Origin of the sequence: Streptomyces tatrensis, assembly GCF_049310065.1 — a bacterium.
In the GTDB taxonomy this organism is placed as follows: domain Bacteria; phylum Actinomycetota; class Actinomycetes; order Streptomycetales; family Streptomycetaceae; genus Streptomyces.
Genome location: NZ_JBMDLB010000007.1, coordinates 2,255,744 through 2,278,878, shown reverse-complemented (window position 1 = coordinate 2,278,878; position 23,135 = coordinate 2,255,744). Strand labels below are relative to the sequence as shown.

Sequence of the window (23,135 nt, the reverse complement as noted above, 5' to 3'; positions counted from 1 at the left end):
GCGCCGGACGCACTGTCCGGCGTAGCCCGCGCAGGTAGCTGACCAGCAGCTTCACGAAGGGGACCGGCCCGAGACCGGTCCCCTTCGTCGTGTCTGTGCCCGGTACGCGGCAATGATCTTTGTGGGTTTTGCTAGTACGGCGGTCCGCCGGGGTGCGGGAAGACTGCCCGTCGGGGCCGAGGCGCATCCCGGGGACGGGGGCCGAGGCCGTGAACACGACAAAGTACGGGGGAGAACACAGTGGGTGCACAGCAGTATGACGAGATAGGCGAGGCGTACGAGGGATTCAAGGCCCTGCCTCTGGAGCAGTACGTGGTGGTGCCCGGCTTCCTGGCCCTGGTCGGGGACGTGAGCGGCAAGTCGGTCCTCGACCTGGCTTCCGGCACCGGCTTCTACAGCCGCGAGTTCAAGCGGCGCGGCGCCGCGGACGTGCTCGGCATCGACATCTCCGGTGAGATGGTCGCCGTCGCGCAGAAGCTGGAGGAGCACACCCCGCTGGGCGTGCGCTACGAGGTGGGCGACGCGTCCGAACTGCGGCCCTTCGAGCAGCGCTTCGACATCGGTCTGGCGGTCCAGCTGCTCAACTACGCGCCGGACACCGCCACCACCGAGGTGATGTGCCGCAACATCCACCGGAGCCTGAAGCCCGGCGCCGAGCTGTTCCTGCTCAACCAGTCGCCCGACTACCGCTTCGACGGGCCGACACCGGAGAAGTACGGCTTCCGCAGCGTGCTCACCGGAGAAGAGGGCGAGACCGGACCGAAGGTCCGGACCACGGCGCTGCTCGACCCGCCGGTCTCCTTCGTCGCCAACCGCCCGCGCCGCGAGGTCTACGAGAAGTGCCTGGAGGCGGCCGGGTTCAGCGAGCTGACCTGGGTCCCGCTGGAGGTGTCGGAGGCCGGCCTGCGCGAGTTCGGTGCGGACCACTGGGCGGACCTCCACGCCAACCCGCCGCTGGAGATGTTGCGCTGCCGCGCCTGACCTCCGATCGGGCCGAGTAGTCGAGGAGCGGGGACCGGCAGGGTGCCGGTCCCCGCTTTCCGCGTCGGTGGGCGGGTGGGGGGAAAGGCGTTCGCCGTGGGCGGGTATCAGCGGAGTTCCGGCCACCGGGCAGTCATGGTGATGATGGTGTGCGGCGGGGCCGGGGAACGCCCCGCGCATTCGTGATGCGCAGAACGGGGAAGCCATGTGGAGCGGTGAAGAGCTGGACCTGGACGCCTACCTGGCGAGGATCGGCTGGGAGGGCGGGGAACTCCGGGCGGACCTCGCGACGTTGAAGGCAGTACACCGGGCCCACACCGGTGCGATCACCTTCGAGAGCCTGGACGTGCTGTTCGGCCGCCCCGTCGGGCTGGACGTCAAGACGGTCGAGGACAAGCTCGTGCACGAGCGCCGCGGCGGCTACTGCTACGAGCAGAACACCCTGCTGGCCGCCGCCCTGGAGCGGATCGGCTTCGCGGTCTGCGGACGCGGCGCCCGCAACCGCAGCCGGGGGGACGCCCTGACCGCGGTGACGCACGCCGTCCTCGTCGTCACCGTGGAGGGGGAGCCCTGGCTCTGCGACGCCGGGTTCGGCTGGCAGGGACCGCGCGAGCCCGTGCCGCTGACGAGCCCCGGCGCCGAAGTGCGGCAGGGGGAATGGGCGTTCAGCGTCCGGGAGGAAGCGGACGGGGTCCTCGCGCTGCGCGCATGGCGCGAGGGCGTCTGGCGCGACCTGTACGCCTTCACCCCGCAGCCCTACCACCCCGTCGACTACGTGGTGCTGAACCACTACAGCTCCTCGCACCCCCGCTCCGCCTTCCTCGGCCGGGTCGTCGTCCAGCGGCAGGGCGACGCCGAGCGCAAGGCCCTCGTAGGACGGGAGCTGTCCCGGCTGTTCCCCGACGGGCGGATCGAGCGGCGCGAGGTGCCGGCCGAGGAGCTGCTCGCCCTGCTCGACCGGGAGTTCGGGCTTCGGCTGTCCGAACGGGATGCGGACCAACTCCTTCGGATGTACCGCGCCGAGGACTGACCCGGGCCCCGCCGGGACCGTACGATGGCGCAGTGCTGGTCAAGTGGATTCGCTGCACGGTGACGGACCGACGCGGGTTCGAGCGCGGGCAGCGCAAATGGGCAGGGCTGCCGGGGGAGCCGGGATTCCGGGGGCAGGGCGGCGGCTGGAGCCGGGGCCGGCAGGGGGTGGCGCACGTCTTCACCTTCTGGGAGAGCCGTTCCTTCTACGACTCCTTCATGGCCCGCTCGCACGACCGGCTGGCCGCTTCGCAGAACGGCACCTACACCGACGCGCGGGTCACGCTCTTCGACCACCGCTTCGACGTGAAGACCGGCTTCGAGCCGCGGTTCACCGACGCCGACGTCGTCCGGGTCGCCCACACCAGGGTGCGGGAGGGGCGCGTGGACCATTTCGCGCTCATGCAGGAGAAGGTCTGGAACCCGGCCATGGCGGGCTCGCCCGGCATGGTCCGGGGCCTCTTCGGCGAGGCTCCGGGCCGTGAGTTCCTGGTGCTGTCGATGTGGCACGCGGCGGCCGAACACGGCAAGTACCGGCAGGAGCGCGTCGAGCGGCTGTCGCTGCGTGCCCAGATCCAGGCCGACGTGGAAGCTCTCACCGGGGACGTCGTCGACCTCGAACCCTCCTGGACCGTCTGACCGTACGCCGCGTGCGGCCCCCCGCCCTCTGCCCCCGCCGGAGACCCGGCCGCAGGGCGGCCGCCGGTGCCGTACGGCGAGCCCGGTCCGCGCGCCCGCCGATGGCCGAATAGGGTCGTGGGATGGTACGACCACGGCGCATCGTCCTTGTCCGGCACGGGGAATCGGAAGGCAATGCCGATGACACGGTGTACGAGAGGGAGCCCGACCACGCCCTCCGGCTGACCCGCACCGGGCGCGAGCAGGCCGCGGAGGCCGGCGGACGCTTGCGCGAGCTCTTCGGGGACGAGCACGTCAGCGCGTACGTCTCCCCGTACCGCCGGACCCTGCAGACCTTCCGGGAGCTGCGCCTGGACCCGACGCGCGTGCGGATGCGCGAGGAGCCGAGGCTGCGCGAGCAGGACTGGGGGAACTGGCAGGAACGGGAGGACGTACGACTGCAGAAGGCCTACCGGGACGCGTACGGGCACTTCTTCTACCGCTTCGCGCAGGGGGAGTCGGGCGCCGACGTGTACGACCGGGTCGGGGCCTTCCTGGAGAGCCTCTACCGCAGCTTCGAGGCCCCGGACCATCCGGAGAACGTGCTCCTCGTGACGCACGGCCTGACGATGAGGCTGTTCTGCATGCGCTGGTTCCACTGGTCCGTGGCCGAGTTCGAGGCCCTCTCCAACCCGGGCAACGGCGAATACAGGGTGCTCCTGCTCGGTTCCGACGGCCGGTACCGGATGGACCGCCCGTTTGAGCGGTGGACCACACCCGAGCCTTATGACCTGGACGGCTAGAGTAACGCGCGATGACCGCTGACTCCTCTCCCGAAGGGCGCTACGCACGCGCCATGGCCAGCCTCCGCGGGCTGGCCCTGGGCGACGCACTGGGTTCCCAGTACTTCGTCCCCGTGAACTACCCGCTGCTCAAGCGGCGCGAGCTGCCCGCCGGCAGCGATCCGTGGCAGTGGACCGACGACACCGAGATGGCCTGCTCGGTGGTGGCCGTGCTCGCCGGGCACGGCCGGGTGGACCAGGACGCGCTGGCCGCCTCCTTCGCCCACCACCACGACTTCGACCGCGGCTACGGGCCCGCCGTGAACCGGATGCTGCGCCTGGTCCGCGAGGGCGCGGACTGGCGCACGCTCGCCGCGGAACTCTTCAACGGGCAGGGCTCCTGGGGCAACGGCGCGGCCATGCGGGTCGCCCCGCTGGGCGCCTGGTACGCCGACGACCCGGAGCAGGCCACCCACCAGGCGGAGATCTCCGCCTACACCACCCACCAGCACCGCGAAGCGGTGTGCGGCGCGATGGCCGTGGCCGCCGCCGCCGCGCTGGCGGCCGATCCGGCCGGCCCCCCGAAGGCCGCCGACCTGCTGGACGGCGTGATCGCGCTGGTCCCGCGGAGCGCGGTGGGCGCCGGGGTGCGGCGGGCGCGCGACATGCTCGACTACGGCGACGCGACCACGGTGGCCGCCGTGCTGGGCTGCGGGCGGCGCACCAGCGCCCACGACACCGTGCCGTTCGCCCTGTGGTCGGCGGCGCGGTGCCTGGACGACTACGAGCGGGCCTTCTGGACCACCGCCCAGGTGGGCGGAGACGTGGACACCACCTGCGCGATCGTCGGCGGAGTGCTGGGCGCGCGCGGGGACGCGGTGCTGCCGCAGGCCTGGCTCGCCCGGACCGAGGCGCTGCCGGCCTGGCTGCCGGAGGCGGCCGGCTAGCCGTTTGTCACGGTCCTGCCACAGGCACGTTTTGAGCCTGTTCAAAACTGCACATGAGCGGCCTACTCTGTCGGCTTCGCCACCCCTCGCCCGATGGCCGGGGGTGGCCGGCAGGGGAGGGGAACCCGATGTCAGCAGAGAACGCCGGTGCGGAGCGCGCCGGTGCGGAGAAGGCCGTGACGGCGGACGCGGAGACGGTGGACGCCGCGACGGCGGACGCCGCGAGGGCCGCGGGCGCGGGGGCCGGCGCAGGGTCCGCGCCACCGGCGCCCGCGCCGCCCCCGCCGCCGCCCGGCTGGGACCCCAAGGCCTGGCGGACCCACCAGTTGCGCAAGGAGCGCGCCTCCTCCGGTGCCTGGTCGATGGCCCCGCTCGCCTGGGCCGAGGCCGCGCGCCCGGCCGCCGCCGGACCGGTTCCGGCCGTCGTGCTGGCCGCCGTACTCGCCTCCGGCATCGCCGCTTCCCTGCTCCTCGGCGAGGGGCTGGGCCCGGGCCTGCTGCTCGCGGTGGTGCCGGCGCTCCTCGCCGCTCACACGGCCGCCCGTGCGGCCGGCCGCAGGCTGCGCCCGTGGACCGCGCTCTGGGCGCTCGGCTGCCTCGCGCTGCTCGCCGTGCCCGCCCTGCGCGCCTCCGCCTGGCCCGCTGTGACGGCCCTGCTCGCGGCCCTCCTGACGGGCGCCCTGGCCCTGCACGGCAGCCGCAGCTGGCCCGGGATCCTGCTCGGCCCGGTCGGCCTCCTGGACTCGGCGGTCCTCGGGGTGCGCTGGGTCTGGAGCGGCCTGCGCTCGCGCGGCGAGGGGCGCCGGGAGCGCTGGCTGCCGGTGGCGAAGGCCGTCGTGGTGGCGGTGGCCCTGCTGGCGCTCTTCGGCACCCTGTTCGCCTCCGCCGACGCCGCGTTCGCGGACCTGCTGAGCGGGCTGACACCCGACATCAGCGGCATGGACGGCCCGGTCCGCTTCCTGCTCTTCGCGGTGGGCCTCCTCGTCGCGATCGCCGTCGCCCGCGCCGCCGCCGCCCCCTCCCGGTGGGACCGCATCGCGGTGCGCCCGGGGAAGGCGCGCTCCCGGGTGGAGTGGGCCCTTCCGCTCATCGTGCTGAACCTGCTCTTCGCCGCCTTCAACGCCGTTCAGCTCGCCGTCCTCTTCGGCGGCTACCGCAAGGTCCTGGAGTCCACCGGCCTGACCTACGCCGAGTACGCGCGCCAGGGCTTCTGGCAGCTGCTCTGGGCCACCCTGCTCACCCTCGCCGTCATCGCGCTGGCCCTGCGCTGGGCCCCGCGCGACGGGGCCGGCGACCGGCGGCTCGTGCGCGTCGTGCTCGGCACGCTCTGCGTGCTGACCCTCGTGGTCGTCGCCTCGGCGCTGCGCCGCATGGACCTGTACGTGGACGCGTACGGCCTGACCAGGCTGCGGCTGTCGGTCGCCGGCGTGGAGCTGTGGCTCGGGCTGGTCATCGTACTGATCATGGCCGGCGGGCTGTTCGGTGCGCGGTGGCTGCCGCGCGCGGTCGCGGGGAGCGCCGTGGCGGCCGTACTGGCCTTCGGGCTGATGTCCCCGGACGGGGTGATCGCGGAGGGCAACGTCACGCGGTACGAGCAGGACGGCAAGATCGACCTGGCCTACTTCCAGTCGCTGTCCGCGGACGCCGTACCCGCCCTGGACCGGCTCCCCGAGCCCCAGCGGTCCTGCGCCCTGCGCGGGATCGCCAGGGAGCTGGCGGCGGCCGGCCGGAGGCCCTGGTACGCGACGAGCCTGGGGGAGCGCCGGGCCCTGGAGATCCTCGGCGAGCGCGGGGTGAGCGCGTCGTACGAGCAGTGCAGGAGCCTGGGGACCTTCAGGAGCCGGGTCGAGTACTAGTCGAGTACTACGAGTACTAGAGGTCGCGTCGAGTGTGAGAGCCGGGTCGAGTACGTGAGCCCTGCGCGGCCCTGCGCGGCCCGGCGCGGAAGGGAGCGGAGACGATCCAGGACGTCGTCGGCGCCGGCTTGGACCCGAACGGGCGATTCTCGGCACCGTGTTGGAGCGGCCGAGTGGACGGTGCTTCGCGAGTGCGATCCCACGCGTGCGGAGCGGTTCTGTGCCCCGGTCCCGGCCGGGCTGTGCGAACCGGTGCACGCGCTGGCCGGAGGGGTGTTGTGCCGTGGAATCGCCTCGGAGCCGTCCGGTCGGACGGGATCGGTCCGCTTCTTGTCGAGGCCGCTCCGGCGCTGACGGCGTAGCGCACGAAGGTGTGCGGGAGCGAATTGGCGGACGCTGAAGTCGCCGGGACGACCGACGGGGTGATGGCGCCGCTGCTCAGGGTGTGAGACGGGGCGGGGTGGGTGGCGCGGCGCGGAGGTGGCCGGGGTGCGGCGGGAAGGGGGCGGCGGCGCGGCGGGGAGGGGGCGGGGTGTGCAGGCGGCCCGGGGCGGCGTAACCTTGCTGGCGCCATGCCGTACGAAGCACCCACTCACACCGTCGAACGCTCCCTCCGAGCGACCACCGGCGCCAAGGTCATCGCCGGGGTCGACGAAGTCGGACGAGGGGCCTGGGCCGGTCCCGTCACCGTCTGCGCGGCGATCACCGGTCTGCGCCGGCCGCCCGCGGGACTCACCGACTCCAAACTGCTCACCCCCAAGCGCCGTGACGCGCTCGTCGGCGTCCTGGAGGACTGGGTCACGGCCTACGCCCTGGGCCACTCGTCCCCCGAGGAGATCGACGAACTCGGGATGACCGCCGCCCTGCGCCTGGCCGCGGTGCGCGCCCTGGAGGCGCTGCCCGTGCGGCCCGACGCGGTGATACTCGACGGCAAGCACGACTACCTCGGTGCGCCCTGGCAGGTCCGGACGGTGATCAAGGGCGACCAGTCCTGCGTCGCCGTCGCCGCGGCCTCGGTGATCGCCAAGGTCCGACGCGACCGGATGATGGCCGAAATCGGTGAACGGGGCGACGGAATCGAGCACTTCGCTTTCGCCGCCAACGCCGGATATCCCTCGCCGGTACACCGGGCGGCACTGGAGGAGCAGGGTCCGACCGCGTACCACCGGCTCTCCTGGTCCTACCTCGACGCGCTGCCCCGCTGGAGCCACCTCAAGAAGGTGCGCCGCAGCGAGGAATCGATGGAGCTCGAAAACGGAGGCCAACTCGGCTTCGATTTCTGATCGCACGCACGTGCCGCCAACCGGTACGTTTCGCACCGATGTTTGATAGATATCAGCTCATGCCTCTCACCCCCGCCCCCGAGGAGCCTCAGATTCACGAGAGTGCCCAGGGTCCCCGCGTCACGCCGGCCGCGAGCCGCAGCGCGCAGACCCCCCGCCCCGTACCCGGTCCCCGTCCCGCCCCCAGGCCCGCGCCGCCCGCACCGCGGAAACCGCAGGCCACCCGCACTCCGGCGGCCCCCACCACCCCCTCGGTCTCGGCATCCGTGCCGCAGGTCCAGCTGATCCCGGCGTCCGCCGAGGGTGCGCTGGACGCGGCCGAAGAGGCCGTGGACCTGCTGCTCGACACCGGGCGCGCGCCCGGTGACATCCTGGTGCTCACCACCGGCGACCCGCACCCGTGGGCCGCGCACGAGCTGTCCTTCGGCGAGGCCGCGTACTGGGCCCTGCACGACGCCCGGGACGACGTCTTCTACGCGGACGCGGCGCAGGTGCAGCGCGCTGCCGGCCGTCCCGTGGTGGTCTTCGCGGCCAACGGCGGACCGGTCGACGCGGCTGCCGCGGCCCTGCCGGTCGCGCTCGCGCGAGCCGGTGCGCTCCTGATCGTGTGCGGCGAGTCGCAGCAGATCAACTCCGTGCTGGGTGCGGGCGTCTGACGCCCTGTACTTCCGCACGGTCGAGGGGCGGGGCGGGCCGGTGGCCGGCCCTGCCGAAGTCCGAGGCCTGACCAGCCGTACGCCCGTTTCCGGGTGTACGGCCGTTGGGCGTCGGCGGTCCCGGGTACGGGGCCCCGCGCGCTCCGCGAGCGTGGTGGCAGGGGCCCGGCGTGCAGCAGCAGGGGCTCAGCGTGCGGCGGTGCGGCGCAGGGCCTCCGTGGCTCCGCCGCCGCCGCGCAGGGCGAGCGGGGCGAACTCGGACGGCGCATCGCCGAGCCGCTCGGGCCGGGAGTCCGAGCTGGGGCTCCGGCCGCCGCGGCCTTCGCCCAGCACCTGCCAGCCGCCCCGGGTCAGCGTGATGTACGCGCCGCAGCGCAGCCCGTGCAGGGTGCAGGCGTCCCGCAGCCCCCACATCCAGGCGCCGTCCTCCTCGGTCCAGCGCTCGTCGCCGTCGCGGCAGAACAGCAGCACGGCGGTCCGTACCGGAGTCCGCCGGCGCAGGTCGTGCGGAAGGACCCGGCGCAGCCGGGACAGCAGGGCGTTGCGGTACTCCCAGCCGTCGGCCGCGGTGGAGCGCTGAACGAAGGACGCGCTGGCCACGAGCCGCTCCTCGGGCCCGAGCACGGCGATCACGGCCGTGGACGGGACGGGGCTGTGCCGCGAGTGCAGTCCACTGACGACCTCGCGCGGATTGCGCAGCAGGGGAACGCCCGACGCCGTCCACTGGGAGGGCTCCAGCAGCCTGCCGTGCCGGCTGGCTCCGCCGGTGGCCATGGTCAGGGACGTGGTCGAGGGCGGGGTGAATCCGAAGGTCACGGTCCTCCCTTCGGGTATACGCCCGCGAACGGGCACAGCTGGAGTGCGGGCGCGCAGCGGCACGGCCCAGGAGTGCGCCGTCGAGCCGAGCGGGAGCAAGACAATTCTCGCGTGGCCCGTGAGCATGCGGCAACGAGCAATTGGAGCCGCCGACCAGAATTCGCCGGTATGCCGTTCATATCCTTGCCCCATCACGCCGAAGATGACTCATTCGGTCCAGGCCGAACGCCCGCACCAGGGGATACGGCTCCCCGGCGGCCCTCCGGCGCCGGAGCGGGCGGTCCCGCGCCGAGGCGCACGGCTCGTGGATCGGACGTCACGCTGGGTGAATTGGCCGATTGTCCTAGGCATCGGGTTGCATGGGGGCATGGACAACCTGGAGCTCCGCGCTGAAGCAGATGCCATCCTCGCCGAGCTGGTCGGCGCCCCGGGGGGTTCGGCGCGGCTGCGGGAGGACCAGTGGCAGGCGGTGTCGGCCCTGGTGGAGGAGCGCCGGCGGGCGCTGGTGGTGCAGCGCACGGGGTGGGGCAAGTCCGCGGTCTACTTCGTGGCGACGGCCCTGCTGCGCCGTCGCGGCGCCGGCCCGACCGTGATCATCTCGCCGCTCCTCGCGCTGATGCGCAACCAGGTCGACGCTGCGGCGCGGGCCGGGATCCAGGCGCGGACGATCAACTCGGCCAACCCGGAGGAGTGGGAGACGATCTACGGGGAGGTCGAGCGGGGCGAGACCGACGTCCTCCTCGTGAGCCCGGAGCGCCTGAACTCGGTGGACTTCCGCGAGCAGGTGCTGCCCAAGCTCGCGGCCACGACCGGCCTGCTCGTGGTCGACGAGGCACACTGCATCTCCGACTGGGGCCACGACTTCCGCCCCGACTACCGCAGGCTGCGCACCATGCTCGCCGAGCTCGCACCCGGCGTGCCCGTCCTCGCCACCACCGCGACGGCCAACGCACGGGTCACGGCCGATGTGGCCGAGCAGCTGGGCACGGGAGGCGGGGGCGCGCTGGTCCTGCGCGGCGCGCTGGACCGCGAGAGCCTGCGGTTGGGCGTACTGGAGCTGCCCAACGCGGCGCACCGGCTGGCGTGGCTGGGGGAGCGGCTGGGCGACCTGCAGGGCTCGGGGATCATCTACACGCTGACGGTGGCGGCTGCGGAGGAGGTCGCGGCGTTCCTGCGGCAGCGCGGGTATCCGGTGGCCTCCTACACGGGCAAGACGGAGAACGCGGACCGGCTGCAGGCCGAGGAGGACCTGCTCGCGAACCGGGTGAAGGCGCTGGTGGCGACCTCCGCACTGGGGATGGGCTTCGACAAGCCGGACCTGGGGTTCGTGGTGCACCTGGGCTCTCCCTCGTCCCCGATCGCCTACTACCAGCAGGTGGGTCGTGCGGGGCGCGGCGTGGACCACGCCGACGTGCTGCTGCTGCCGGGGAAGGAGGACGAGGCGATCTGGGCGTACTTCGCTTCGGTGGGATTCCCGCCCGAGGAGCAGGTCCGGCGGACCCTGGACGTACTGGAACAGGCCGGTCGGCCGTTGTCGCTGCCCGCGCTGGAGCCCTTGGTGGACCTTCGGCGTTCGCGGCTGGAGACGATGCTCAAGGTCCTGGACGTGGACGGTGCGGTCAAGCGCGTGAAGGGGGGCTGGACCTCCACCGGACAGCCGTGGGCGTACGACGCGCAGCGGTACGAGTGGGTGGCCCGGCAGCGGCAGGCCGAGCAGCAGGCCATGCGGGACTACGTGGCGACCACGGGGTGCCGGATGGAGTTCCTGCAGCGCCAGCTCGACGACGAGAAGGCGACCCCCTGCGGCCGCTGCGACACCTGTGCCGGGCCCTGGCTCGACCCCGCCGTGTCCCACGGGGCCCTCGATACGGCGACCGGTGAGCTGGACCGCCCGGGGGTCGAGGTCGAGCCCCGCCGGATGTGGCCCTCGGGCATGCCCGCGGTCGGCGTCGACCTCAAGGGCCGCATCCCCGCAGGGCAGCAGGCTGCCACCGGGCGCGCGCTGGGGCGGCTGTCGGACATCGGCTGGGGCAACCGCCTGCGTCCGCTCCTGTCGGAGCGGGCCGCGGACGGGCCGGTTCCGGACGACGTCCTGGCGGCCGTGGTGACCGTGGTGGCCGACTGGGCCCGTTCGCCGGGTGGGTGGGCAGGCGGCTCGATGCCCCGGCCCGTCGGGATCGTGGCCATGCCCTCCCGCTCCCGCCCCCAGCTGGTGGGCTCGCTCGCCGAGGGCCTGGCCCGGGTCGGCCGGCTCCCGCTGCTGGGGAGCCTCGCCTACACCGCGCAGGCGGGCGAGTACGGCGCACACCGCAGCAACTCCGCCCAGCGGCTGCGCGCCCTGGCCGCCTCGTTCACCGTGCCCGAGGAACTCGCCGCCGCCCTGGCCGCCACCCCGGGACCGGTCCTGCTCGTCGACGACTACGCCGACTCCGGCTGGACCCTGGCCGTGGGCGCACGGCTCCTGCGCCAGAGCGGAGCCGAGCAGGTGCTTCCGCTGACCCTTGCCCTGGCGGGGTGAAGGCGGCTGGCGGCCCCCTTTGCCGGGGCTGATCGGCGCTGCTCGGGGTGGGGTGGGGTGGGGTGGGGTGGGGTGGGGTGGGGTGGGGTGGGCGTTGGTTCGGGCGTTATCCACAGGGGTTTCCGGATTCGCCCGGACACGGGACCTTCGGGACATGACGAACAATCACGAAGCGGCACACACCCCGTCCGAACCCTCGTCCACCAGCCCGTCCGGAGGCGTGGACGCGTCCCGGATCACCTTGCGCAGTCCGGCCGAACTGGCCGACGCGTTGCCCTACATGCTCGGCTTCCACCCGAGCGACTCCCTCGTCATGGTCGCGGTCCACGGGGAGGCCGGCCGCTTCGGCGGCCGGCTCCGGGTGGGCATCCCCGCGGCTCCCGAGGAGTGGGAGGACACCGCCCGGCAGGTCGCCGACTGTCTGATCCGCGGCAGCGTGCGGCGCGGAGCCCGGCCCGACGGCATCATCGTCTTCCTCTGCCAGGACCCGCACCACGGCGACAGCGCGCAGCGGGTGATGACCAGGCTGCGGCCCCTCGCCCAGCGGATCCGGTTGGCCTGCGGGGCCCTGGACGTGCCCGTACTGGAGGCCCTGTGCCTCTCCGCCGGGCGGTACTGGTCCTACTGCTGCCCGGACGAGCGGTGCTGTCCTGCCGAGGGCAGTGCGCTGGTCGCACCCGGCACCTCCGTGATGGCCGCGGCGGCCACGTTCGCCGGACTCCAGGTGCGCGGCTCCCTCCGTGAGATCGAGCACAGGCTGACACCGCTGCGCGGGACGGTGGCCCGCGAGATGGAGGGCGCCCTGGACCGTGCGGCCGTCGCGCTCGTGCCGAAGATCCTCGACGGGGCCACCCGTGAGGAGGTGGGGGCCGAGACCGTCCTGCTCGCCCGCGCGCTGATCCAGCGCATGACCCTCGCCCCGCCTCCCGAAGGCGGCTCCGGAGCCGATGCCTGGGACGACGCGCTGCTGGGCCACGACGAGGCCGCCTCGTTGATCCTCGGGCTCCAGGACCGGGAGATCCGCGATGTCGCCGCCGAGTGGATGGAGGGCGAGGAGGCGGCACCCGCCCTGCGGCTGTGGCGGGCCCTGTCCCGGCGCTGCGTCGGGGCCTACGGGGAGCACGCGGCGGCCCCCCTCACCCTGGCGGGCTGGGTCTCCTGGTCCACCGGGGACGAGCCGACGGCCAGGATCGCCCTGGGGCTGGCCCTGCGGGCGGACGACGGGTACCGCTTCGCGCAGCTGCTCCACCACGCCTGCAACGAGGGGATCGACCCGGAGGGGCTGCGCGAGTGTCTGCGGGAGGAGCGGCGGCGCCGGGAGCCGCGCCGGGGGCGCCTGCCCGCAGGAGCCAGGCGGGCGGGAGCCGTCACCAGGCCGCCCGGTCGCCCGGGGAAGGCGAGCAGCCGCCGCGAATCCGGCAGCACCGCGGGGAGCGAGCAGTGAAGCGCGTCCGCGGACGCGTACGCGGAAGGGGATGGGCCGGGTGCGCGGGCCGGGACAGGGGCAGGGTCAGCGGCGTGGGTCAGGGCCGGGGCCGGGACGGAGGCAGGGACGGAGGCGGCTGTGCCGGCGGGGGCTGCGGGCGGGGCGAAGGCCGTGCGTCCGTGCTCCGGGGGTGGCTGCGGGAAGCGGCGCGGGGGGTCCTGGGGCGGCGGCCCCCGCGAAGGCCGGTGCTCCGCCGGGCGCAGCCCCCGCCGGGGCCCGTGACCCGGGCGGGGGCGGGGGCGTTGCGCTGGGGGGTGGTGGGGACCCGGCCGCGCCGCCGCCCGGCCGATCCACCCGGAGCGCAGACAAGGCGACCCATGTCCCACCCCGTACCCCCCGCCCGCGTTGCCCCCTCCCGCGTAGCCTCCGCCGGCAGGGCCGACCTGCCGCCCGTGCACGGTGCCGTCATCTGCGTCGCCGCGCCGTGCCTGGTCATCTCGCCCGAGCACGGCCAGCTCACCGGGCGGGGGGTCGACGGGATCTACCGCGCCGGCCTCCGGCTGCTGTCCCGCTGCGTGCTGCGCGTCGGCGGCCGGGACCCGGTCGCGGTCCAGGCCCGCAGCCTCGGCGCCGACCGGGCCTCCTTCACCGCGACCGTGCGGACCGGAGCGGAGCCCGGCCCCGATCCCGACGTCGGAGTCGAGCGGATCCGGCACGCCGACGGCACCGAGCGGATCACCCTGCGCAGCTTCACCGGCCGATCCCTGCGGATCCCGGTGGAGGTCTCGCTCGGCACCGACCTGGCCGAGCTGGCCGAGGTGGCCGCCGGCCGGGCCGGGCCGGAGCTGCCCGCCGCGGTGCACGCCGCCGGACTGCGCTGGACCAGCGGCGGGGCCCAGGCCGTCACCGCGGCCGAGCCGCCGCCGGACGACGCGCTGGCCTCGGCCGGGCTGCTGCGCTGGCAGCTCGAACTGCGCCCCGGCGAATCCCGGACCATCGAGCTGCGGACCACCCGGGACCGAGGAGCCCGCGCCCCCGCCGGACAGGTGGCCAACCCGCTGTCCGACGACGCCCGCGCGGAGGGAGACGACCCGCGGGCCGAGGCGTGGCTGCGCACGAGCGTGCAGGACCTGGGCGCGCTGCTGCTCAGGGACCCGAAGGAACCGGCCGACAGCTATGCGGCGGCCGGAGTGCCGTGGCGGCTCGGACTGGCCCCGGCGGAATCCCTGTGGGCCGCCCGCATGGCGCTCCCGCTCGGCACCGGACTGGCCGCAGCCACCCTGCGCATCCTGGCCCGGACCCAGAGCGCGGGCCGGGGCGCCGACGCGGGGAAGATCCCGGGGCCGCTCCGCGGGGCCGGGCCGCAGCTGCCCCCGGGATGCACCGGGACCGAGGCGACGCTCGCCTTCCCCGCGGTCCTCGCCGAAGCCCGGCGCTGGGGGATGCCCGAGGCGGAGGTGGCCCAGCTGCTCCCCGCCGCCGAGCGGTGCCTGGAGTGGCTCCGGGGCGCCTTCGGGGAGGACGGCTTCCTGGCCGATCCCGATCCGGGACCCCGGCGCTGTGAAACCCAGGCCCACGCCCATCGCGCCGCGCTCCTCGGGGCCGACCTGCTCGCCGGGTGCGGTCGGCCCGGAGCCGAGGAGTGGCGGGACCGGGCCGCCGAGCTGCGGGAGCGGTTCGCAGCCCGGTTCTGGGTCGACGGCCCCGATGGGGGCCGGCCCGCGGCGGCCCTGCATCCCGACGGGCGGCCCCTGCCCCGGCTGACCGGGGCCGCCGCCCACCTGCTCGACACCGGGCTGCTCGGTGGCGGCCGGCTCGCCCGGGGGCTGCTCGACCGGGTCCGTACCGAGCAGCTGGCACGGCTGCTCGGAGCCCCCGCCATGGATTCCGGCTGGGGGCTGCGGAGCATGGCGGTCCGCGAGCCGGGGCACAACCCGTTCGGGTACCGCTCGGGCGCGGTACGGCCGTACGAGAGCGCGGTCGCCGTGGCAGGCCTGGCCCAGGCGGGCTTCGAAAAGGAGGCCACGGGGCTGCTGCGGGGCCTGCTGGACGCGGCGGAGGGCTTCGGGTACCGCCTCCCGGAGATGTACGCCGCCGAGCAGCGCACCGCGGGCAGTGCTCCGCTTCCGCATCCGGCGGCCTGCCGGCCGGCGGCGGTCGCGGCTGCCGCCGGGATCCACGTACTGACCGCCCTGGCCGGGATCCGCCCGGACGCCCCCGCCGGCACGGTCGCCCTCGTACCGCTCCCCGGCGCTCCGCTCGGCGGGCTCCGCCTCTCAGGGCTGCGGGTTTCCGGGGAACCCTTCGCGGTCCGGATCAGCCGGCTGGGCCTGGGCATGGTGGAGGAGGCCGCCGATGCGCTGCAACTGGGCGGGTAGCGGCAGCGGGGAGGAGCGCAGCGGGCGCCCTGCCGGGCTGGGCGGATCGGGCCCGGGCTTCCGCTTCCGTGGCCGCTTCCGTGGCCCGAAGATCTCCAAAGCTCTGTTTATCGTCAGGCAGACGACTATGATCGCGGCATGTCGCCCTACGACCCGTCGGCCTTTCCGCCCTTCGCCGTCACCGTCGACCTGGTCGTGCTCACCGTGCGGCGCCATGCGCTGTGCGCGCTGGTCATCCGACGGGGTGAGCAGCCGTTCCAGGGACGCTGGGCGCTGCCCGGCGGCTTCGTGCGCGGGGACGAGGACCTGTCGGCGGCCGCGGCCCGCGAGCTGTCCGAGGAGACCGGCCTCTGCGCCCACGACCCGGCCGCTCCGGACGTGGGCAACGGGGCGCATCTCGAACAGCTCGCGACCTACGGTGATCCGAAGCGGGATCCGCGCATGCGCGTGGTCAGCGTGGCGCACCTGGTGCTGGCTCCGGATCTGCCCGCGCCCCGGGCCGGCGGCGATGCCAACAGCGCCCGCTGGGCCCCCGTCGACGAGCTCCTGTCCACGGACGGCCAGTCCGGCGCCGGACTCGCCTTCGACCACGAGCAGATCCTCGCCGACGGGGTCGAGCGGGCCCGCTCGAAGATCGAGTACTCCTCGCTGGCCACCGCCTTCTGCCCGCCCGAGTTCACCGTCGGCGAGCTGCGCCGGGTCTACGAAGCGGTCTGGGGAGTCGCCCTTGACCCGCGCAACTTCCACCGCAAGGTCACCGGCACCCCCGGGTTCCTGGTGCCGGCCGGGGGGACGACGACGCGTCAGGGCGGCCGTCCCGCCCAGCTGTTCCGGGCCGGCGGGGCAACGCTGCTCAACCCTCCGATGCTGCGCCCGGAGGTCTGAGGGCCAGGCGCTCCGGACCGACCCCGGGGCGCCACCCGAGCCGGTATCCCGGCCGGTGTCCGTCCTCGCGCACCTGTGGGCCACGGCCTCGGTGCCGACACGGGCGCGATTCGGGGCGAGCTTCGCCTTAAATCGGACATATCGCGTTATCTTGTTAGCGGTATTCACCCTGCCGCAGAGCGGTCTCACCCCCCGCGAGAGAAGCGATGCTCCAGGCCATCGGACTCACCAGCGCCCCCCGTCGAAACCTCCCGCCCCTCGTGGACGACCTCACCTTCGAGGCCCGCCCTGGGAGCGTGACCGCACTGCTCGGCGAGCCCGGATCGGGCAAGACCACCGCACTGCGGCTCATGCTCGAACTCGAACCGGGCCGTGGAGTCACGTACTTCCGCGGGCGCCCCCTGCACCGGATCCCGCATCCGGGGCGCGAGGTCGGCGTGCTCCTCGGCGATCTCCCCGGCAACCCCTCGCGCACCGTGCGCGGCCAGCTGCGGATGCTCTGCGCCGCCGCAGGCGTGCCGGCCGCCCGGGCCGACGCCATGCTGGAGGTCGTCGGCGTCGCGGGACTGCGCGACCAGCGGCTCGGGTCGCTCTCGCTCGGCATGGAGCGCAGGGTCGCACTGGCCGCCGCCCTGCTCGCCGACCCCTGCACGCTCCTCCTCGACGAGCCGGCCGCCGGGCTCTCGCCCCGCGAACGGAGCTGGCTGCACGGGCTGCTGCGCGGCCACGCGTCCCTCGGCGGCGCGGTGCTCTTCACCACCGACGACGCGAAAGAGGCCGCCCGCAGCGCGGACCGGGTCGTGAGCATCGAAGCGGGCCGGCTCGTCGCCGACCAGGACGCCGCGGACTTCGCCCGCACCCGGCTCCGGCCACGGGTCGCCGTGCGCACCCCGCACGCCGCCCGGCTGGCCGACGTACTGGGCCGGGAAGCGCGGGCCGCCCAGCGCACGGTGGAGATCGTGGAGGAGAGCGGCAGCCGGCTGTCCGTCTACGGCAGCAACTGCGCCGAGGTCGGCGAGGCAGCCTTCCGGCACGGTGTGCTCGTCCACCAACTCGCCGACGAGACCGGCGACGCGGGAGCGCCGCCGTCGCTGCCGCGCGCCCGGGACCGCGCCGACTCCGGGACCCGGGCCGCGGCCGCCGACGGAACGCCGGCCGCGCCCGGAGCGGGCGCCCAGGAGCGGCCCCGCCCGGCACGCACCGGGCCGCCCGCCTCGGCCGTGCGCCGGCTCGGCGGCCCGTTGCGCCCCCTGCGCTACGAGCTGCACCGGCTCTTCGGCACCGCCACCCCCGTCCTCACCGCCGCCTTCGTCGTCGCCGTCTCCGTCGTCACGGCACTGGTCCTGGCCCGGGTCGGCCACACACCGCAGAACCGGTTGCTCGCCGCCTGGCCGGAGTTGCTCCCGCTGCCGCCCGCGGCGCTCGGCGCCGGACTGCTCGGAGCCCTGGCCTTCGGCGAGGAGTACCGCTATCCCGCGCTCGCCGCCGACCGCGGCACCGTCCCGCGCCGGCTCGGGCTGCTCACGGCGAAACTCGGGGTCAGCGCCGCGATGGCGCTGCTGCTCGGCGCCCTCGCCGTGACCGCCGACGCCGCCGCCCTGACACTGGTGTTCGGCAGCGGCCCGCTCCGTACACCCGCGGAGTGGGTTTCCCCGGGCGCGAGTTGGGCGGGGCTGCTCATCGGCTGCGCCTGGTCCGGGGTCCTGGCCTCCGGCGTCTTCCGGTCCGCCTCCGCCGGCCTGGCCGCGGTGCTCGCCGTACCGGTGATGGTCGTACCGCTGGTGCGCAAGGCCCTGGACGGCCCGTCCGCGTACCCGGTCACCGGACTCGCGGAGCGGCTGCGCGGCCTGGCCTGGGCGCAGTGGCCGCCGGAGGCGGACCGGGTGGTGCTCGGGGCGATCCGGGTGATGGCCCAACCGGTCGGCACCGCACTGGTGTTGTCGCTGATGGTCCTGTTGTGCGCCTATGGGTTCACAGGACTGCGCGGCCGCGTCCGTTTGTGAGGGATCGTTGGTGATCGTTCCGACGCCGGTCCGGACCCAACGGGACCGTTGTGGTCCACATCAAGCCCGGCGGACCGCAACTCCCCGCAAAAGGCCCGGTTCTTTACGATAAGTCGTCAATTGCGTAGGTGGCACCGATCACCCTTTCGTGTGCTTTTCACCAAAGACCTCAAGGGTCGCGGAGACAAGGCCGACAAAGGATTCGTGAGTACCCTTGCGCACACCATGATGACCGCCGCCCGCCATGCCGATTCCGGCCTCGCCGGCGCGGGCGAACTCGACCGCTACCCCTACCCGGAGGCCTCGGGGGCCGACCGGGTGGGCGTGCCCCACTGGGACGGATCCGACGTCGAGTTGAGCCGGGTCGGCCGCCGCGCCGCAGGCAGCCGCGGCCGCGGACTGCACGGCCAACTCGTCCAGCAGCTCGGCCAGATGATCGTTTCCGGCGACCTCGGCGCGGACCGCCCGCTGGTCCCCGAGGAGATCGGGCAGCGTTTCGAGGTCTCCCGCACCGTCGTCCGCGAATCGCTGCGGGTCCTCGAGGCCAAGGGCCTCGTCAGCGCCCGCCCCAACGTCGGCACCCGGGTCCGCCCGGTCGCCGACTGGAACCTGCTCGACCCCGACATCATCGAGTGGCGCGCCTTCGGCCCGCAGCGCGACGACCAGCGCCGCGAGCTGGGCGAACTCCGCTGGACCATCGAGCCGCTCGCCGCCCGCCTCGCCGCCGGCCACGGCCGCCCGGAGATCCAGCAGCGCCTCGCCGACATGGTCGAGATCATGGGACACGCCCTCGGTCAGGGCGATTCGATCACCTTCGCGCGTGCGGACCACGAGTTCCACGCCCTGCTCATCCAGGTCGCGGCCAACCGCATGCTGGAGCACCTCTCCGGCATCGTCTCCGCCGCCCTGCAGGTGTCCGGCAGCCCCATCACCGCCTGCGACCGCCCCAGCGAGACCTGCGTGGCGCACCACGCGCGCATGGTCGAAGCCATCGCCGCCGGCGACGCGATGGGCGCGGAGAACGCCATGCGCCAGCTTCTGACGGTGCATCCGGAGGTAGAGCGCGTGGTTCCCGCCCCGCGCGAGCACTGACGGGCCGCAGCGCAGGGGCGCGGGCGTGAGCGTGTCGATGGGCCGCCGGTCCCGGGTGGCACCCCCGGACCCCGTCCGGGGAGGGGCCGGCGGCAGCGGAGTCCGGCCCCCCGTCGGGGTCCTGCTTAACTCCCCGGTAGCCTCCCGGTTCCGGTCCGCGGTCGCCGGGACTCCGCTTCCGGGGAGTCGTCCGGCCCGCGAAACGGGGCGTGTTCGGACACACCGGACGTGCAGAAATAACGGTATGACCGGCATGGCATCAAACGGGGTGTGACTCGGGCCACGAAGATTGGGCGTAACGCTCTGCGAGGTCACGCGATGACCTAAGAGGTGATGGCCGACGGAGGGAAGACAGCAGCCCTCGCGGGTGCTGTGCAGCTCCCCGGCCCCTGCCCGCGCCCCCGGCCCATCCCCAGTCGGTGGTCGTCGGCTCCGGTCCAGCACCACCAGGCCGGGGTCGGAAGCCGTTTCCATCGTTCCGAGAGGTTGTTCGTGTCGGCCAGCACATCCCGTACGCTCCCGCCGGAGATCGCCGATTCCGAGTCTGTGATGGCGCTCATCGAGCGGGGCAAGGCCGAGGGGCAGATCGCCGGCGATGACGTGCGTCGGGCCTTCGAGGCTGACCAGATTCCTGCGACCCAGTGGAAGAATGTTCTGCGCAGCCTCAACCAGATCCTCGAGGAAGAGGGTGTGACGCTGATGGTCAGTGCCGCGGAGTCGCCCAAGCGCACCACCCGCAAGAGCGTCGCAGCGAAGAGCCCCGTCAAGCGGACGGCCACTGAGCCGGTCGCGAAGAAGGCCGTGGCCAAGACGGCGGCCGCGCCCGCACCGGACACGGCGGCCGGGGCGGTGGAACCGGACGCCACGGACACGGCCGCCGACGCCCTCGCGGAGGGGACCGCGACCGAGCCCGCAGCCAAGAAGACCGCGGCGAAGAAGACGGCGGCGAAGAAGGCCGCGCCCGCCAAGAAGACCGCGGCCAAGAAGACGGCGGCGAAGAAGACCGCCGCCAAGAAGGACTCCGACGAAGCGGGCGACGAAGAGACCGCGGAAGAGGGTCCCGGGGCGGCCAAGGCCGAGTCCGAGGACGAGGAGGAAGGCGCCGAGAGCAAGGGCTTCGTCATCTCGGACGACGAGGACGACGCTCCGGCCCAGCAGGTCGCCGTGGCCGGCGCCACCGCCGACCCCGTCAAGGACTACCTCAAGCAGATCGGCAAGGTCCCCCTCCTCAACGCCGAGCAGGAGGTCGAGCTCGCCAAGCGCATCGAGGCCGGACTGTTCGGCGAGGACAAGCTCGCCAACTCCGACAAGCTGGCGCCCAAGCTCAAGCGCGAGCTGGAGATCATCGCCGAGGACGGCCGCCGGGCCAAGAACCACCTGCTGGAGGCCAACCTCCGCCTCGTGGTCTCCCTCGCCAAGCGCTACACCGGCCGCGGCATGCTCTTCCTGGACCTGATCCAGGAGGGCAACCTGGGTCTGATCCGCGCGGTGGAGAAGTTCGACTACACCAAGGGCTACAAGTTCTCCACGTACGCCACCTGGTGGATCCGGCAGGCGATCACCCGCGCCATGGCCGACCAGGCCCGCACCATCCGCATCCCGGTGCACATGGTCGAGGTCATCAACAAGCTGGCCCGCGTCCAGCGCCAGATGCTCCAGGACCTGGGCCGCGAGCCCACCCCGGAGGAGCTGGCCAAGGAACTCGACATGACCCCCGAGAAGGTCATCGAGGTTCAGAAGTACGGCCGGGAGCCGATCTCCCTGCACACCCCGCTGGGCGAGGACGGCGACAGCGAGTTCGGAGACCTCATCGAGGACTCCGAGGCCGTCGTACCGGCCGATGCCGTGAGCTTCACGCTCCTGCAGGAGCAGCTGCACTCGGTGCTCGACACGCTGAGCGAGCGCGAGGCGGGTGTGGTCTCGATGCGCTTCGGCCTCACGGACGGCCAGCCCAAGACGCTCGACGAGATCGGCAAGGTCTACGGGGTCACCCGTGAGCGCATCCGCCAGATCGAGTCGAAGACCATGTCGAAGCTCCGTCACCCCTCCCGGTCCCAGGTGCTGCGCGACTACCTCGACTAGGCGGACCGGTCCGGATCGGTCCGGACCGGGTGCGGCGAGGGGTTCGCCGCAGGTCGTCGCCGGTGGCCGCGCGGGTGCGCACGGCCACCGGGCGTCCCACTCTGAGTGGAGTCATGCACACTCGGAGTCAGGAGGCCTCATGCGTCGTCCCTTTGCCCGTGTCCTGGCGGGAGCGCTGACCCTGGCGGCGGGAGCGGCGGCGGCGCCGCTCTCCCAGGCGCCGCGAGCGGCCGCGGACAGCGTGGTGATCGGCGGGAAGCCGGTGAAGGTGGCCGATGCCCCGTGGGTCGTGGCCCTCGCCAGCCGTGACCGGTTCGGGGGTACGCGCGGCGGGCAGTTCTGCGGGGGCGTCCTCGTCACCCCGACCAAGGTGGTGACCGCGGCCCACTGCCTGGGGCGCCAGGTGCTGGGAGGTCCGGTCGACTCCGTCCGCGATTTCCGGGTGATCACCGGGCGTACGGAGCTGCGCGCGAGCGAGGGCCGGGAGATCGCGGTGCGTTCCGCCCGGGTGAACCCGGCCTATGACCCGGGCAGCAATGCCGGAGACCTGGCCGTCCTGGAGCTGGCCGAAGCCGTGGCCGCGCAGAACGTGCTGCCGATGGCCGGCCTCGGGCATCCGGCGTACGGGGCGGGAACCGAGGCCGCCGTATACGGCTGGGGCGACACGAGCGGCTTCGGCGACTACGCCTACGGGCTGCGGGCCGCCGGGGTGACGGTGCTGGCGGACGAGGTGTGCGGGCGCGCCTACCCGGGAGACGCCGACGGTCAGTACCGGGCCGACTCCATGGTGTGCGCGGGGGACCGCGCGGGCGGCAAGGACGCCTGCCAGGGCGACAGCGGCGGACCCCTGGTGGCCCAGGGCCGGCTCATCGGGCTGGTGTCCTGGGGGCGCGGCTGCGGGCGCGCCGACAGCCCGGGGGTGTACACGCGGATCGCACCGCTGATCGGCTTCGTCGCCGATTCCGCGGGCAGCTCCGGCTCCGACTCCGCCAGCGGCCCGGAGACGGCCCGGGGGGCCCTGGGCCGTCCTGGTGCCCGCGGAGTCCTGGGGATGGACGTACGCCCCGCTCAGGGGCCCGGGAGGGGCCTCGCGGCGGGGGAGCGGCCCGCACCGAAGCGCTGAACCGCGTCCGGGCATGAGGACGGGCGGGGCCTCTGGGTCGCAGAGGCACCGCCCGTCGACCGGCTTCGCCGGTCCTAGCTCGTCGGATGCGAGGTGTAGGCCTTGTGTCAGCGGTCCTCGGGTTCGGCGGCACTGGCCGCCGGAGCGGACGTAAGCCGCTCGGTCTCATCCTGTATTTCCGCGGCGATCTTCTTGAGTTCCGGCTCGAACTTGCGTCCGTGGTGGGCGCAGAAGAGCAGTTCACCGCCGCTCAGCAGGACGACGCGCAGATATGCCTGGGCGCCGCAGCGGTCGCATCGGTCTGCGGCCGTCAGCGGGGTCGCGGGTGTCAGAACAGTAGTCACGTCGCCTCTTCTCTAGCTCGACGAGCTGTCGTACCAGGGTCAACATCCAACCAGGCCGAAAACGTTCCCGCTCGCGGCTTTTCCTCGAAACTTCCTTCCGAAGCTGGCCGGCCGTTGCCGGTTGGCGGCGAAGGAACCGTATTGCGTTGCTTTACGGTTTCGCGGTGTCAGGTCGTTCGCTTGTCGTAGTTCCGCCCTCTCCGGCTGAGTGCCGGTTGTTGATGAGGACGTGCCCGAACACTAAATGGTTCATGCGCGGAAGGGAACGTGATGTTTGCTTCACCCTCCCGGGGGATCGAACATGCGTGCGGATCTG

General features: G+C 73.6%; 18 protein-coding genes. 16 read left to right on the top strand and 2 right to left on the bottom strand.

The window, feature by feature from the left end:
* The first annotated feature begins 240 nt into the window (after window positions 1-240).
* The 8 genes from ACODT5_RS13640 (at window position 241) to ACODT5_RS13605 (ending at window position 8,152) form a co-directional block, all read left to right on the top strand.
* Window positions 241-981: a class I SAM-dependent methyltransferase gene (locus tag ACODT5_RS13640; protein WP_422519430.1), complete on the top strand. Its 741-nt coding sequence runs from the start codon at window positions 241-243 to the stop codon at window positions 979-981.
* A 205-nt stretch (window positions 982-1,186) separates the two neighbouring features.
* Complete coding sequence (locus ACODT5_RS13635) at window positions 1,187-2,011, top strand: arylamine N-acetyltransferase family protein (protein WP_422519429.1); 825 nt, start codon at window positions 1,187-1,189, stop codon at window positions 2,009-2,011.
* A 32-nt stretch (window positions 2,012-2,043) separates the two neighbouring features.
* On the top strand, window positions 2,044-2,649 hold the full coding sequence (locus ACODT5_RS13630) for a YdbC family protein (protein ID WP_250748831.1): 606 nt from the start codon (window positions 2,044-2,046) through the stop codon (window positions 2,647-2,649).
* 122 nt (window positions 2,650-2,771) lie between these two features.
* A complete protein-coding gene (locus ACODT5_RS13625; RefSeq protein ID WP_385369488.1) occupies window positions 2,772-3,431 on the top strand; it encodes a histidine phosphatase family protein in 660 nt (219 codons plus the stop codon).
* Between the two features lie 11 nt (window positions 3,432-3,442).
* Complete coding sequence (locus ACODT5_RS13620) at window positions 3,443-4,357, top strand: ADP-ribosylglycohydrolase family protein (RefSeq protein WP_422519428.1); 915 nt, start codon at window positions 3,443-3,445, stop codon at window positions 4,355-4,357.
* A 128-nt stretch (window positions 4,358-4,485) separates the two neighbouring features.
* A complete protein-coding gene (locus ACODT5_RS13615) occupies window positions 4,486-6,213 on the top strand; it encodes a DUF4153 domain-containing protein (protein WP_422519427.1) in 1,728 nt (575 codons plus the stop codon).
* 572 nt (window positions 6,214-6,785) lie between these two features.
* A complete protein-coding gene (locus tag ACODT5_RS13610) occupies window positions 6,786-7,496 on the top strand; it encodes a ribonuclease HII (protein ID WP_422519426.1) in 711 nt (236 codons plus the stop codon).
* A gap of 59 nt (window positions 7,497-7,555) precedes the next feature.
* Window positions 7,556-8,152 carry a hypothetical protein gene (locus ACODT5_RS13605; RefSeq protein WP_422519425.1) on the top strand — a complete coding sequence of 199 codons (597 nt, stop codon included), beginning with the start codon at window positions 7,556-7,558 and terminating at the stop codon, window positions 8,150-8,152.
* Between the two features lie 186 nt (window positions 8,153-8,338).
* Here ACODT5_RS13605 and ACODT5_RS13600 read toward each other — a convergent pair whose 3' ends face one another.
* Window positions 8,339-8,968: a hypothetical protein gene (locus ACODT5_RS13600; RefSeq protein WP_422519424.1), complete on the bottom strand. Its 630-nt coding sequence runs from the start codon at window positions 8,966-8,968 to the stop codon at window positions 8,339-8,341.
* Window positions 8,969-9,335: 367 nt separating this feature from the next.
* Between ACODT5_RS13600 and ACODT5_RS13595 the strand changes: the two genes are divergently transcribed.
* The 8 genes from ACODT5_RS13595 (at window position 9,336) to ACODT5_RS13560 (ending at window position 22,475) form a co-directional block, all read left to right on the top strand.
* On the top strand, window positions 9,336-11,486 hold the full coding sequence (locus ACODT5_RS13595) for a RecQ family ATP-dependent DNA helicase (RefSeq protein WP_422519423.1): 2,151 nt from the start codon (window positions 9,336-9,338) through the stop codon (window positions 11,484-11,486).
* A 154-nt stretch (window positions 11,487-11,640) separates the two neighbouring features.
* Complete coding sequence (locus tag ACODT5_RS13590; protein ID WP_422519422.1) at window positions 11,641-12,930, top strand: DUF4192 domain-containing protein; 1,290 nt, start codon at window positions 11,641-11,643, stop codon at window positions 12,928-12,930.
* Between the two features lie 359 nt (window positions 12,931-13,289).
* On the top strand, window positions 13,290-15,290 hold the full coding sequence (locus ACODT5_RS13585; protein WP_422519421.1) for a glycogen debranching N-terminal domain-containing protein: 2,001 nt from the start codon (window positions 13,290-13,292) through the stop codon (window positions 15,288-15,290).
* A 138-nt stretch (window positions 15,291-15,428) separates the two neighbouring features.
* Window positions 15,429-16,175 (top strand): NUDIX hydrolase, encoded by a 747-nt coding sequence (locus tag ACODT5_RS13580; protein ID WP_385369473.1) that lies wholly within the window; start codon window positions 15,429-15,431, stop codon window positions 16,173-16,175.
* A gap of 206 nt (window positions 16,176-16,381) precedes the next feature.
* The gene (locus ACODT5_RS13575) at window positions 16,382-18,178 is read left to right on the top strand and encodes an ATP-binding cassette domain-containing protein (protein ID WP_422519420.1); all 1,797 of its coding nucleotides are present in this window, start codon (window positions 16,382-16,384) and stop codon (window positions 18,176-18,178) included.
* Window positions 18,179-18,328: 150 nt separating this feature from the next.
* A complete protein-coding gene (locus ACODT5_RS13570) occupies window positions 18,329-19,270 on the top strand; it encodes a FadR/GntR family transcriptional regulator (RefSeq protein WP_422519419.1) in 942 nt (313 codons plus the stop codon).
* A gap of 486 nt (window positions 19,271-19,756) precedes the next feature.
* A complete protein-coding gene (locus tag ACODT5_RS13565) occupies window positions 19,757-21,352 on the top strand; it encodes an RNA polymerase sigma factor (protein WP_422519418.1) in 1,596 nt (531 codons plus the stop codon).
* Between the two features lie 139 nt (window positions 21,353-21,491).
* Window positions 21,492-22,475 carry a serine protease gene (locus tag ACODT5_RS13560; protein ID WP_422519417.1) on the top strand — a complete coding sequence of 328 codons (984 nt, stop codon included), beginning with the start codon at window positions 21,492-21,494 and terminating at the stop codon, window positions 22,473-22,475.
* Window positions 22,476-22,582: 107 nt separating this feature from the next.
* Here ACODT5_RS13560 and ACODT5_RS13555 read toward each other — a convergent pair whose 3' ends face one another.
* Window positions 22,583-22,819: a DUF7455 domain-containing protein gene (locus ACODT5_RS13555; RefSeq protein WP_112449103.1), complete on the bottom strand. Its 237-nt coding sequence runs from the start codon at window positions 22,817-22,819 to the stop codon at window positions 22,583-22,585.
* Window positions 22,820-23,135: the final 316 nt, after the last annotated feature.